This window comes from Aquimarina sp. AWH4_224 (assembly GCF_056160245.1).
Map to the genome: position 1 here is coordinate 353,815 of NZ_JBSWWU010000005.1, position 13,282 is coordinate 367,096.

A 13,282-nucleotide genomic window follows, 5' to 3' on the forward strand; every position below is an offset into this window, starting at 1 on the left:
TAAAACAAGCTAGTTAAAAGCTGTTTTTAATTTTAGGCACAGTAATTGATATCATATTAACATAGGTGAAAATCTTTTAAACAAGCCCCGGATGAAAAAAAACAAAATACGAACCAACAAAATTAATAGTGCCTATGTATTTGCAGAAGACGACAAGGTATATCTTAAATGCCATCCCGGTGATCAATCCAGAAGTAGTAATTTTATACACTCCTCAGAATGGATACCCATTAGCTTTTGCTGGGAATCTTAATTAAACAATGTAACCATACCGGTTGTGGTTAAGTGTGCCCTATGGGTAAACACAACCATAATTGTTCAACCACATAATTTTACAATTCTTTAAAGTAACAATTAGTTGAGACACTCTTCTTATTGGTATATTTCTGCGGATAAATAACATTTATTTAGGATATGTACTCAACAACGAAGAGTGATTATTTATTAATTTTGGATACTTTAGCATATATTTAATTACCTTCCTAACCGTACAAATTTTAAAAATATTGCTTTTGAAAAAGAACATTTTATTGAGCCTTTTGGCCATTTGTACATTACATTTTTCAATATTTAGTCAAGAGAAATTCACTATTAGTGGCACAATTTCCGAAGCATCAAGTAACGAAACCTTGATTGGAGTCAACGTTATTTTTCCAGAAATTGGGAATGGCGTCGTTACCAACGAATATGGCTTCTATTCCATTACACTCACCGAAGGCACATATACCGTCCAGGTAAGTTATCTGGGATTTAAGGACATTGTTCAAGAAGTAGTATTGAATGAGGATATGAAACTTAATTTTCAGTTATCAGAATCCTCAGAAATGTTGGAGGAAGTTGTCATTACCGAAAAAACCGAAAAACTGAATATTCGAAACCCTCAGATGAGTATCAACAAGCTTTCGGCCAATACCATAAAGCAAATCCCTGTGGTTTTGGGAGAGGCAGATGTCATCAAGTCCATCATTCTTTTGCCTGGTGTAACAAGTGGTGGTGAAGGAGCTTCGGGTTTTAATGTACGAGGAGGTGCAGCCGATCAGAATCTAATCTTATTGGATGAAGCCACCATTTTTAACTCCTCTCACCTTTTTGGGTTTTTCTCTGTTTTTAATCCAGACGCAATCAAAGATATCAAATTGTACAAAGGAGGAATCCCCGCCCGTTATGGTGGTCGTGTCTCTTCGGTCTTGGATATCTATCAAAAAGAAGGGAATAGCAAAAAATTCAAGACTAGTGGAGGTTTAGGTGCTGTTTCTAGTAGACTATTGGCAGAAGGCCCTATCGTAAAAGATCGTGGAGCTTTTTTGGTAGGAGGTAGAGCATCGTATGCGCATCTTTTTCTTCCCTTATTCGATAATGATAATGTTGCCTATTTCTTTGATTTGAATACCAAGCTCAATTACAAGCTTAACGAAAACAACAACCTATATCTATCTGGTTATTTTGGTAGAGATGTATTTGGTATTTCAGAAAGCTTCGAAAATATATATGGCAATACCGTGCTTAACCTGCGTTGGAATCATCTGTTTTCAGACAAACTATTTTCTAATCTCTCTTTGATCTATTCGGATTATTTCTATGGGCTAGAATTAGACTTTGTTGGTTTCGAATGGGATTCTGGGATACGAAACTTTAATGTGAAATATGATCTGAAACATTATTTGAGTGATAATTTTCAGTTGAATTACGGTATCAACAACATTTACTACAGATTTAATCCGGGAGAAATAAAACCTGATAGCGAAGAATCCGGTATCATCCGGGAAAAATTGATCGATAAATATGCCAACGAATTTGGAGCTTATATCGATGCCGAACATCGAATCTCGAATAAACTGACCCTGCAATACGGATTGCGAATCAGTAATTTTATTAGACTAGGGCAAAACGAATTAAACGTTTACGAAAATGATAACCCGTTACTTTTTAACCAAGAATTACAGATCTATGAATCTGCAGAACCTATAGGAACAGAAAGTTTTAGCCGAAGTGATCAAATCGAAAACTTCACCAATCTCGAACCTAGAATAGCACTGGCGTACGCCTTTAACGACAACACATCTATTAAAGCCAGTTATAACCGATTGGCACAATATTTACACTTATTATCGAATACCAACTCTCCTACTCCGCTGGATGTATGGACACCTAGTGGCAGATACATCAAACCACAGTTATTGAATCAATATGCCTTTGGTTTTTTTAAAAACATCAAAGACAATGAGTATTCTGTAGAAACCGAAGTTTTCTATAAAGAGATCGAAAACAGAATAGACTATATCGATGGGGCTGAACTTATTGCCAACAATGCTATCGAACAGGATATTTTGAATGGTGAAGCCAGAGCATATGGATTAGAATTTTTGTTGAGAAAGAACGAAGGTAAATTTAAAGGTTGGTTAGCCTATACCCTATCAAAATCAGAACAAAGAACACCTGGGAGAACTCCATTGGAGCCAGGGATTAATAATGGAGAATGGTATAACACTCCATATGACAAGACACATGATATATCCTTCAACGGAAGTTATGAGCTGAATGAAAAATGGAAATTTGGAGCTAATTTCGTATTTCAAACCGGTCAGCCCACAAATTTCCCAACAGGACAATTCGAATTTCAGGGCTTGTCTGTACCTGTATTCGATGGACTTCGAAACAGCGAAAGATTACCAGAGTATCATCGTATAGATGTCTCTGCAACATTAACACCTAATAAGAATCAAAGTAGAAAATGGCAGGGAGAATGGGTATTTAGCATTTACAATTTATATAACCGGCGTAATGCAGCTTCGATTGCCTTTAGTAGAAATCAAGATACCTTTGTCAATGAAGCGATCAGGACATCGATTTTTGGAATCATTCCTGCAGTGACTTATAATTTTAAATTCTAGAGCATGAAAAATTTACAATATCTTTTATTGCTTGTTATTCTGTTTACCAGTTGTGAAGATGTGATAGATGTTGATCTTCCTACCGGAGAACCCAGACTGGTTATTGATGCTTCTTTTGAAGTATATCTTAACGAACCCCAAATCGATGTAGAAGGTGGAATTCGACTTACTTTATCTGCTCCTTTCTTTGATGATGACGTCCCTACAGTAAGTGATGCTACTGTTTTTGTAACTAATAATAGTGATGACTCGGTAATCAATTTTTTTGAAGCAACAGAAGGGCTTTATCTCCCTGCTGGAGTTTTTGTTCCAGAATTCGGGACTTCGTATACACTTACAGTAGTTCATGACAACGAAACTTATATCGCAACTACAGAACTGGTACCTAGTGTTCCTATCGACAATATTGTACAAGGAGATGCCACACTTTTTGATGGAGATGAGACAGAAGTAATTATTTTCTTTACCGATGATGGATCACGAGATGATTTTTATCTTTTTGATTTTGATTTTAGCCTATTTCTACCCAGCGAAGACCGTTTTTACCAGGGAGAATCGTTTAATTTCTCTTATTTCTACGAAGATATGGTTGCAGGACAGGATGTAACTATCAAAATATTAGGAATAGACGAACGCTATTTTAATTACTCTTCTTTACTTATTGAACAAAGTGAACAGGATGGAGGAAACCCATTTCAAACGCCTCCAGCGGTATTGCGAGGTAATATTTTAAACACAACAAATCCAGACAATTATCCTTTAGGGTATTTTAATCTTTCTGAAGCTAACCGTTCTCAATTTACTATCGAAGCAAAGTAATCCCAAATAGTCCTGTTGAGATCTATTTTTCTCAACTCAAAAATCAGTATTTTTGTTCCATGACGTTTACAAAAATCACCGAGCAATCTTCTCATTATGATCATTTAGAAAAAATGAGCATTAATGATTTATTAACCAATATCAATAAAGAAGATCAATCTGTACCCCTAGCGGTTCAAGAAGCAATTCCACAAATAGAAACATTGATTTCTGTAGTCGTAGACAAACTAAAAGATGGAGGACGACTTTTCTATATGGGGGCAGGTACCAGCGGGAGATTAGGTATTGTAGATGCCAGCGAGTGCCCTCCTACTTTTGGGGTTTCTCATGATCTGGTAATTGGATTAATTGCTGGAGGAGATCAGGCAATCAGAAAAGCAGTAGAATTTGCAGAAGATAGCACTGATCAAGGATGGGAAGACCTCAAGAAATATAACATTTCAGAAAAAGATGTGGTAATCGGCATTGCTGCTTCTGGGACTACACCCTATGTTATCGGGGCATTGCAACAATGTAATGAAAACAATATTAGTACGGGATGCATCACTTGTAATCAAGGAAGCCCATTAGCTACTACCGCTAAGCATCCCGTAGTGGTAACCGTTGGACCAGAATTCGTAACTGGAAGTTCTCGTATGAAAGCCGGTACTGCGCAAAAGCTAGTACTAAATATGATTTCTACTGCTACCATGATCCAGTTAGGAAGAGTAAAAGGCAATAAAATGGTCGATATGCAACTTAGCAACAACAAACTGGTAGATAGAGGAACCAGAATGATTATGGAAGAATTAAATATTGACAAAGAAACCGCAGCAAAGTTATTAGAAATACACGGAAGTGTTCGTAATGCAATCACAAACTATGGAGCCTAAAAGAACCGATAAACAATTATTAGGAAAAGGAATACAACGCATGGCTATGGCATTGCTTTTTATGTTTATAAGCCCGGTAATTATCCATTCTGCTTTCAAAAATCAAGATCACCCCTGGTATATTCCCATACTAATCCTTGGGCTACTTGGTGCTGGTTTCGCAATTTTTATGGCATTTAAAGGACTTCGAACCATCATGGAATCCCTTTTCGGTAAGAAATAGCTGGAATATCAATTACAATTAAATTCCTTCTCTTTTATTTACAGGTGTAGTAGGGTTATAACCAAAACCAGGAATTTTGATAGACACCCCCAATTGTTCTAGCATATACCCTATAGTAGCATAATGGTGAATAGCATGACTATTGGCATGAGCCAAAATACTCTCTAGCGTATAATTAACAGTAATTTTTCCTTGCCCCATATTATCTGTAACATGGATTAGATAATCTGTATTTACATCAGTATATGAGGTCAGTGTCTCCTGAATTTTATAGATATGATCTTTTGCTGCATCCTTATCTGTAGAGATAACTTCATCACGCTTTCTGGCTGTAAGATCAATGTCATTGGTATCTAATCCACTAATGATACAATCAAAAAAATCTAGCGTATGTCTAATATGAGAACCTATACTAGAATAGTAAGGACCGATAGAAGTATCTTGATAGGTTTTGGAGTCTATTACGTCTAACAAAGCAATCGCTCTGCCAAGGTTATGATTAATTGATGCTATTATTTGTCTTTTCATAAAATTTATAGACGTAAGATACACAATTAACTTACAAGATAAACTAAGAGAATAGAAAATTTATTTTTTATGCATTTTTTAAAATATTACCGAAATATCTGCGTTGTTAAGGACAGTCCGATGTTATTAAATCCCCCTATTCTTACCAAGACAGTAGGATATTTTTCACTAAAAATGTGGTTTACCCGTAAAATTCAAGATAAAATGCGCATTTTATCGATTAATGACGGATTTTTTTGGATGTTACCTAAAAAATATTGTATAATTGCTTTGTGATTTAAAAGCCCCCATTATGAAGAAGAAAATTGCACTTCCCTTATTTTTATCTTTTTTTGTTTTTCAGATTAATGCACAGGAAATATATGATGATGCCCTAACAGCTGCTAGTTATGCGTATTCGCATAGTAAAAAAGCGCACGGTGCAAATAATGTATATCACACTCAAGAGTACGCAGATAAAGCTATTGAAGCGTTCGAAAAAGTAGAAGCACTAGCTGAAGAATGTGGATGTAAGGCTGCAAACGAAATTGCATATCAAGCAAGAGTAGATATGCAAAGTGCTTTGGAGCAGGATACTTACGAACGTAGTAGATATTTTGCAAAAAGAGCAAAAGACGCTAGTCCAAAGTTACTAGATATCCTTACTACTTGTCAAGCTAATGCTGGTGATTATGCATATGCAGATGAGGCTTCTATCGAGGAAGAGGAAAATGAAATTGCAGAGATGAAAAGTGAAATGGCTGCGAAACAGCAACAGCTTGAAGCGCAACGCCGTGAGTTAGAATTAGAACAACAAAAACTAGAAGCTCAAATTGCTGAGCAGAATAGAATGAAAGCTGAACTTGAAGCAAAGCGCGCGGCTGAGTTGAAAGAACAAGCGATTGTAAAGACTAAAGCCGAAACTGCACTTAAGAAGTTAGAGAGCGCTTTACAAGAGTTAAGTGTTGTATTAAACGAAGAGTCTAGTTTCGAAACACAATCAGACTATCTAAGAAGCGAAAACGAATTAAAGAACGAATCTTTAGACGATACAAAGTCGTTCTATGTAAATAGAGCAAAAGAATTGACCCAAACAGCGATGCAACAGTTTGCTAGCTATAACCTGGAGAACTAACGATAACAAATGCTGAATTTTATTTTGTAGCCCCAAAATAAAATTTTTACAAAACGACATCCGGTCATCTGGATGTCGTTTTTTTTATGTCACGATGTTAATAAAAAATTAGGTATAACCTCAATATATTTGGAAATTTTCCATAATTTTGGAATAATTCCAAATACAACATTTTGAGAACCATATTACATCTCGATTTAGATACCTTTTATGTGTCGGTAGAACGGCTCATAGATACTTCCCTTCAAAGTAAACCTTTGTTGGTAGGTGGTACAAGTGATCGTGGTGTTGTAGCAGCGTGCAGTTACGAAACAAGGTCGTATGGGGTACACTCAGGAATGTCGATGAAAATTGCAAAAGAGTTATGTCCCGAAGCAGTAGTGATAAAAGGCAATGCAGGAACTTATAGCAAATACTCGGATGTAGTTACAGAGATCATTAAAGAAAAAGTTCCGGTATTTGAAAAATCAAGTATCGATGAGTTTTATGCTGATCTCTCCGGAATGGATAAATTTTTTGGAGCCTATCAATACGCTACAGAATTACGCCAAAAGGTAATTACCGAAACTGGCTTACCCATATCATTTGGTTTATCTGTCAATAAAGTAGTTTCCAAAGTGGCAACCAACGAAGCCAAACCCAACAACCAATTAAAGATAGATTTTGGGACCGAAAAACCTTTCCTCGCTCCATTATCCATCAAAAAAATCCCAATGGTAGGAGATAAAACCTATCATACGTTACGAAATCTTGGTGTTCGTTATGTAAAAACAGTACAGGAAATGCCTTCAGATGTAATGAAAGGGGTTTTAGGAGTTAATGGTCTTACCATCTGGAAACGAGCCAATGGTATAGACAATACTCCAGTTATTGGATTTTCTGAACGCAAATCAATTTCTACAGAACGAACTTTTGATAGAGATACCATCGATATACACAAGCTTAAAAACATCCTGATCGCAATGACCGAAAACCTAGCTTTTCAATTGCGAAGAGGAGATAAACTTACAGCATGCATTGCTGTAAAAGTGAGATATTCTGATTTTAACACCTATTCCAAACAACTCAAAATACCATACACCAGCGCAGACCATATTCTTATACCTAAAATTTTGGAACTGTTTGAAAAGTTGTACCAAAAACGATTATTGGTACGATTAATAGGGATTCGATTTAGCCATCTAGTCAGTGGTAATTATCAGATTAATCTTTTTGAGGACAATGAAAAGCAGCTCAATTTATATCAAGCCCTTGATGACATAAGAATTCGATACGGGGATCGAAGTGTCATCAGGGCGGCTGCTATGGGGGCTTCTACTATCGGGAGAATGCATAATCCTTTTAATGGGCAACCTCCTGTTGTATTGGCCCATAGAAAACAATAGTCAAAATAGTATCGGTAATGTATCTCAATTGCCATTCATATTACAGTTTACGTTACGGAACCTTTTCCGAAATAGAGCTATTAGAATTGGCTAAAAAAAATCATGTAGAGTCTCTAGCTTTAACCGATATCAACAACACTTCGGCTTGCCTAAATTTTGTAAGAAAAGCCAGAGAGTATGCAATAAGCCCCATCGTTGGTATCGACTTCAGAAATAACCACCAACCATTGTATGTAGCACTAGCCAAAAATAATGAAGGGTACAAAGAACTTAATGATTTCTTATCATTTCATTCGCATCAAAAAATTGATTTCCCTCTTATAGCACCTCACTTCAAACACGCGTTTGTTATCTATCCACTAGAACAAGTAATTGCAATACATAAAACCGAATTTGAATCCAACGAATTTATCGGTGTCTCTATCAAAGAAATCCCAAAACTTCGATTTTCAAAATATGTACACCTCAAAGAAAAACTAGTCGTTCTCCAACCTGTTACCTTCAGGAATAAAAAAGACTTCAATACGCATCGTTTACTTCGAGCCATAGATAACAACATCTTACTTAGTCGTTTACCTATAGAACAACAAGCTTCTTTTTCTGAACAGATGATTCCTGTAAATAGCATAAAAGAACATTTTTCAGAATTTGATTTCATCAATCACAATACTGAACACCTTCTCGAACAATGCACTATAAATTTTGATTTTTCAAAAAACAAACCCTCTCTCAACCAAAAAACATATACAGGGACGATAGAAGAAGACAACAAGCTATTACGAAAACTTTGCCAAGAAGGCCTCCCCTATCGATACAAAATAGTTACACAAGATGTTACTGATCGTCTCGAAAAAGAATTAGCTCTAATCATCAAAATGAACTTTGTTGCTTACTTTTTGATCAACTGGAGGATTATTAATTATGCACGAAAACAAGGATATTATTATGTAGGCCGTGGTAGTGGTGCCAACAGTATCGTAGCTTATCTATTACGCATTACCGATGTAGATCCTATCGAATTAGATCTTTATTTTGAACGATTTATCAACACACATCGTACCAGTCCTCCTGATTTTGATGTAGATTTTTCATGGAGAGACCGACAAGATGTTACACGATTTATTTTTGAAGAATTCAAAAATGTAGCATTACTAGGAGCCTATGTTACCTTTCATTATAAGGGCGCTGTACGAGAAATCGGAAAAGTATTTGGGTTGCCCAAATTTGAGATTGACAAACTCAGCGAAGGAGATTATGATTACAATAGTCTGGATCATATCCATAAACTGGTAGTTATCTATAGTCAGCTTATCCAGGGCATGCCCAATTACATCAGTATTCACGCTAGTGGCATCTTAATCAGCGAACAACCATTGCACTATTACTCTGCTACCGATCTACCCCCAAAAGGATTTCCTACTGTACAATTTGATATGATCATTGCCGAAGACCTTGGTTTATACAAATATGATATTCTAGGCCAACGTGGATTAGCAAAAATCAAAGAAGCGATCAAAATTATAGCGTACAATCAACCCAAAAAGGCAGATTTTGACATTCATGATATCCAAAGATTTAAAGAAGATCCTAATATTAACACACTAATAAAAGAGGCCAAATGCTTAGCTTGTTTTTATGTAGAGTCCCCAGCAATGCGGATGCTACTAAGCAAATTAAAAACCGATAATTATTTAGGTTTGGTTGCTGCCAGTTCTATCATACGCCCTGGAGTAGCAAAAAGTGGAATGATGCGAGAGTATATCCTACGGGAACATGATGTAGAAAGAAGAAAAAATTCTCACCCCATCATGTTGGATCTAATGGAAGACACTTATGGCATTATGGTATATCAGGAAGATGTGATCAAAGTCGCCCATTTTTTTGCAAAACTTACTCTTGATGAAGCTGATGTGTTGCGACGAGGAATGAGTGGAAAATTTAGATCCAGAAAAGAGTTTAAAGAGGTTCAAGACAAGTTTATATCCAATTGTAGAGCCGAAGGGTATGCAGAATCTCTAATTTTCGAAATATGGAATCAGGTCTCTAGTTTTGCAGGATACGCTTTCCCAAAAGGTCACTCGGCATCATATGCTGTAGAAAGCTACCAAAGTCTGTTTTTAAAAGCCTATTTCCCAATAGAATATTTGGTTGCTACACTGAATAATGGTGGTGGATTCTATCGCCCAGAAGTATATCTACATGAAGCAATGCAGCTAGGAGCCATCGTGTTGACTCCTTGTATAAATACTAGTAGTTACGAACATATCTTAAAAGGAAAAACGATTTTCCTAGGGCTAATGATTTTAAGAGACCTGGATCATAAAACTACAGAAACCATTTTAATGGATCGAAATGAGAAGGGCCCCTACTCTAGTTTAGACGATTTTATTGATCGTGTACCTATTGGTATCGAACAAATGAGTATTCTTATTAAAATTGACGCTTTTAGGTTCACACAAAAAAACAAACACGAATTGTTATGGGAAGCGCATTTCAAACTCAACCATACACCCACTCCATATACTAATCAACAACTCTTATTTCACGAAAAAAGGACTAAATATGAATTACCTGAATTAACAACGTCATCACTAGAAATGGCTTTTGAGCAAATAGAATCCTTTGGTTTTCCTATATGCGGATATTATCCCATATTGTCATCTCCCCCAGCAAATAAAAATCGTGCGCTTCAATTAAAGGAGTATCTAAATAAAAAAATTGACATCTACGGATATCTTATTGCTATGAAAAATACGAGAACTCATAACGGGAAGCGAATGTCATTTGGTACATTTTTAGACCAGTATGGAGACGTATTCGATACCGTATTATTCCCTCCAGTACAAGAAAAATATAGACTAAAAGGAAAAGGTATCTACAGAATGTATGGAAAGGTGGTTGAAGAGTTTGGTTTCTTAAGTATAGAAATCATCAAAATTGTGAAGCAAGATTATATACAAGATCCAAGGTATAGTTAAACATTTTCTCAGTTTTAAACTCACTTTTAGCACATTATAACTGTTCGGCATATTGTTTGATAGCTAAATCAACAGAAATAACAAGGTAACTATCATCAAAAGACTATAACTAATGAAAAAAATCTATCTAGCAATTCTATTGGTGGGCGCGAGTATTATGCTACAAGGTTGTTTTACTTATGGAGAATTTACTGCAAGTCAATACACAAAAATTAACACCAGTAGATGCGCAACCCCTCCTTCCTCGATGTATTTATTTTTTGAAGATGAACAAATACCATTTTCATATGAAAAAGTTGGCCTGGTAGAAGCACAAGGACATGAGTTTGCTTCGTACGAAGAAGTATTAGATCATTTACAATATCAAGCATGGGAAAACTGTGCTAATGCATTATTATTCATCAAATCTGGATATACAGATAGGATACAAGGATATTTTGGTCCAGATGTACATATAGAAGAGGTATACGCTTCTAAATATTTTGAAGCTATTGCAGTAAAAATAAATATTGATGATGAGTTTCTTTACCACTATGGTTATGGCGAAGATATGTCCTTTATTGATCGTGTAAGAGAAGATCGTCGGATACAAAAAAATCAAAATAACATGGAGATTGCAGGGAGTGTCACTATAGGTGTATTAACTATATTAGATGCTATTCTCTGGAATCAGGATTGATCGTAAAAAAACAGGAATCAACTACTATCTTATTTTAGTACTGTAAAATAAGAACACTATATATAGCTATGCTCAATTTTGAGTACTACACGTAGGTTTCATAGTGACTTCTTCTAGGTCAGTCCAAATAACATTGGAAAAAGCTTTTGGAGATAAACGAAAGTACACCAGATGTTTTTCTAGTATTGTACAATATAACGAAGAAACTTTTACATATAGTCGTATAGTTTCTTTTACAAAAAATGCATCATAAACATCGATGCTCCCTTCAAATCTTTTATTCCCAGATCCGGATGAAACAAAGGTAGCTTTGGTTTTTGGTAACTTTTTAAAAAACCTGAGTTCGCTTAGCAATCCCATTTTCATCAATCCTGTAAAATACGTTTCCATATCAGATGCTATTTTTGTGGCATCCAGGTTTGGATCCTCTTCCAGAATCCATACAAAAACGTAACTGAAATATTCTTCGTTTTCTGGCTCTCCCCATCCTTCAGCAAAACGTATATGTTCTTCCCCGGTATAGGGTAATGATTTTGCAAAAAGTAGAGGAAATTCTAGCACTTCCTTTCTCCAGGTGTCCGGAGCATGTAGTAAATTATCTGATTTTGAAGTCCCACAACTTACAAGGAGCATACATACCATATATCTGCTGATGTTTTGTAATCTAAAGTATTTCATACCTATTCTGAATAACTGATTACAAAACAATGATCAAAAAAGATAACAATCTAATTTATGGGATCGACAGGAATGATTTGTGATGAAATGGAAACCTTATTTGATGATTTCTATAACTAAGCCTTAAGAAACTCTTTAAAAGAAGCTATTTTGGATCTAGAGACAGGAATATCATATTCAATTCCTGCTAGGCTAATTATATAGCCTCGAGCATTTCCTTTTATACTCTGAATTTTATCTGTATTGATTAGATATGAACGATGACACCTAAACAAAAAAGGGTATTCAATTATATGACTTTCTATAGCAGCCATTGTATTTCTCAATAACGCAAATGCTATCTTCTCATTTTGTAGATAATAAACCTCCATATAATTTCCATCACTTTTGATCATGATCAGATCCTTAGGAAATACTTCTAATTGTTCTTTCTTAGAGATAGAGATCAAACACAACTTCGAAGAGCTCACCTTTTCCTCTTCTTTCCGAAATACAACAGTATTTTGTGATGAAAGAATAAAATAATGGTTTAAGAGTATTGAAAGAGGGATTAAGAAAGTTTCAAAAATAAAGACATACTTAATGGTCAACCATAACCATTTGGTATAGGTGATATTGTGAAATCCTCCAGAAATTAGGTTAACCAAAAAAGTTAATAGTAAAAACAGTATTACATCCAATATGATCTGCATACCATAACTATATATATGTTTAGTATCCGGCTGGAAGAGAAAGGCAACTATTTTCCTGGAGACAAATGTAATCATTACTACCAATCCACCTGTGATTAATGCATCTCCCAAAACTCTTCCCAAAGATTGATATCTATAATGTAATGGTTGAAAAAAGATAAGCAGAAAAAAAACGGTTGTAGCACATATTAATGATAGCAGTGTTGCTTCTTTTCCTGATTTAGAATGGATATTGGATAATAATCTATTCGCTATAAAAGAGCTCATATGGATATTTGTTGGCTTATCTAAAGGTAGCAAACTTTATTCCAACAAAAAACCCTCATCTTGTTTGATGAGGGTTTTCAAAGAAGGCGGCGACCTACTCTCCCACGATTGTAGTACCATTGGCGCTAACGGGCTTAACTACTCTGTTCGGAATGG

Annotated in this window: 12 protein-coding genes and 1 rRNA gene; 9 read left to right on the forward strand and 4 right to left on the reverse strand. The window is 35.6% G+C overall.

Translation table 11 applies throughout. The features are described 5' to 3' along the window. Positions 1–91 precede the first annotated feature (91 nt). The 5 genes from ACXAGJ_RS12520 (at position 92) to ACXAGJ_RS12540 (ending at position 4,805) form a co-directional block, all read left to right on the forward strand. On the forward strand, positions 92–253 hold the full coding sequence (locus ACXAGJ_RS12520; RefSeq protein WP_170864595.1) for a hypothetical protein: 162 nt from the start codon (positions 92–94) through the stop codon (positions 251–253). Between the two features lie 259 nt (positions 254–512). Next, positions 513–2,891 (forward strand): TonB-dependent receptor, encoded by a 2,379-nt coding sequence (locus ACXAGJ_RS12525; protein WP_474840329.1) that lies wholly within the window; start codon positions 513–515, stop codon positions 2,889–2,891. Positions 2,892–2,894: 3 nt separating this feature from the next. Further along, on the forward strand, positions 2,895–3,710 hold the full coding sequence (locus ACXAGJ_RS12530; RefSeq protein ID WP_474840330.1) for a DUF4249 family protein: 816 nt from the start codon (positions 2,895–2,897) through the stop codon (positions 3,708–3,710). A 59-nt stretch (positions 3,711–3,769) separates the two neighbouring features. Further along, on the forward strand, positions 3,770–4,582 hold the full coding sequence (murQ, locus tag ACXAGJ_RS12535) for an N-acetylmuramic acid 6-phosphate etherase (RefSeq protein ID WP_474840332.1): 813 nt from the start codon (positions 3,770–3,772) through the stop codon (positions 4,580–4,582). Next, on the forward strand, positions 4,572–4,805 hold the full coding sequence (locus ACXAGJ_RS12540) for a DUF6095 family protein (RefSeq protein WP_073316227.1): 234 nt from the start codon (positions 4,572–4,574) through the stop codon (positions 4,803–4,805). The genes murQ and ACXAGJ_RS12540 overlap by 11 nt, the downstream gene beginning before the upstream one ends. Before the next feature lie 18 nt (positions 4,806–4,823). Here ACXAGJ_RS12540 and ACXAGJ_RS12545 read toward each other — a convergent pair whose 3' ends face one another. Next, a complete protein-coding gene (locus tag ACXAGJ_RS12545) occupies positions 4,824–5,333 on the reverse strand; it encodes a DinB family protein (RefSeq protein WP_073316226.1) in 510 nt (169 codons plus the stop codon). A gap of 292 nt (positions 5,334–5,625) precedes the next feature. Between ACXAGJ_RS12545 and ACXAGJ_RS12550 the strand changes: the two genes are divergently transcribed. From ACXAGJ_RS12550 to ACXAGJ_RS12565, 4 genes are all read left to right on the forward strand, one after another. Beyond that, positions 5,626–6,447 carry a hypothetical protein gene (locus ACXAGJ_RS12550; protein WP_474840335.1) on the forward strand — a complete coding sequence of 274 codons (822 nt, stop codon included), beginning with the start codon at positions 5,626–5,628 and terminating at the stop codon, positions 6,445–6,447. Between the two features lie 170 nt (positions 6,448–6,617). Next, positions 6,618–7,832 carry a DNA polymerase Y family protein gene (locus tag ACXAGJ_RS12555; protein ID WP_474840347.1) on the forward strand — a complete coding sequence of 405 codons (1,215 nt, stop codon included), beginning with the start codon at positions 6,618–6,620 and terminating at the stop codon, positions 7,830–7,832. Between the two features lie 17 nt (positions 7,833–7,849). After that, a complete protein-coding gene (locus tag ACXAGJ_RS12560) occupies positions 7,850–10,810 on the forward strand; it encodes a DNA polymerase III subunit alpha (RefSeq protein WP_474840337.1) in 2,961 nt (986 codons plus the stop codon). A gap of 112 nt (positions 10,811–10,922) precedes the next feature. After that, complete coding sequence (locus tag ACXAGJ_RS12565) at positions 10,923–11,489, forward strand: hypothetical protein (RefSeq protein ID WP_474840339.1); 567 nt, start codon at positions 10,923–10,925, stop codon at positions 11,487–11,489. Between the two features lie 72 nt (positions 11,490–11,561). On the opposite strand, the gene ACXAGJ_RS12570 is transcribed toward ACXAGJ_RS12565, so the two are convergent. The 3 genes from ACXAGJ_RS12570 to rrf form a co-directional block, all read right to left on the reverse strand. Beyond that, entirely contained in the window at positions 11,562–12,167 is a 606-nt protein-coding gene (locus tag ACXAGJ_RS12570; RefSeq protein ID WP_474840341.1) for a hypothetical protein, read from the reverse strand. A gap of 116 nt (positions 12,168–12,283) precedes the next feature. After that, positions 12,284–13,126 (reverse strand): LytR/AlgR family response regulator transcription factor, encoded by an 843-nt coding sequence (locus ACXAGJ_RS12575; protein WP_474840343.1) that lies wholly within the window; start codon positions 13,124–13,126, stop codon positions 12,284–12,286. 81 nt (positions 13,127–13,207) lie between these two features. After that, positions 13,208–13,282 (reverse strand): 5S ribosomal RNA (gene rrf, locus ACXAGJ_RS12580); the annotation flags it as partial.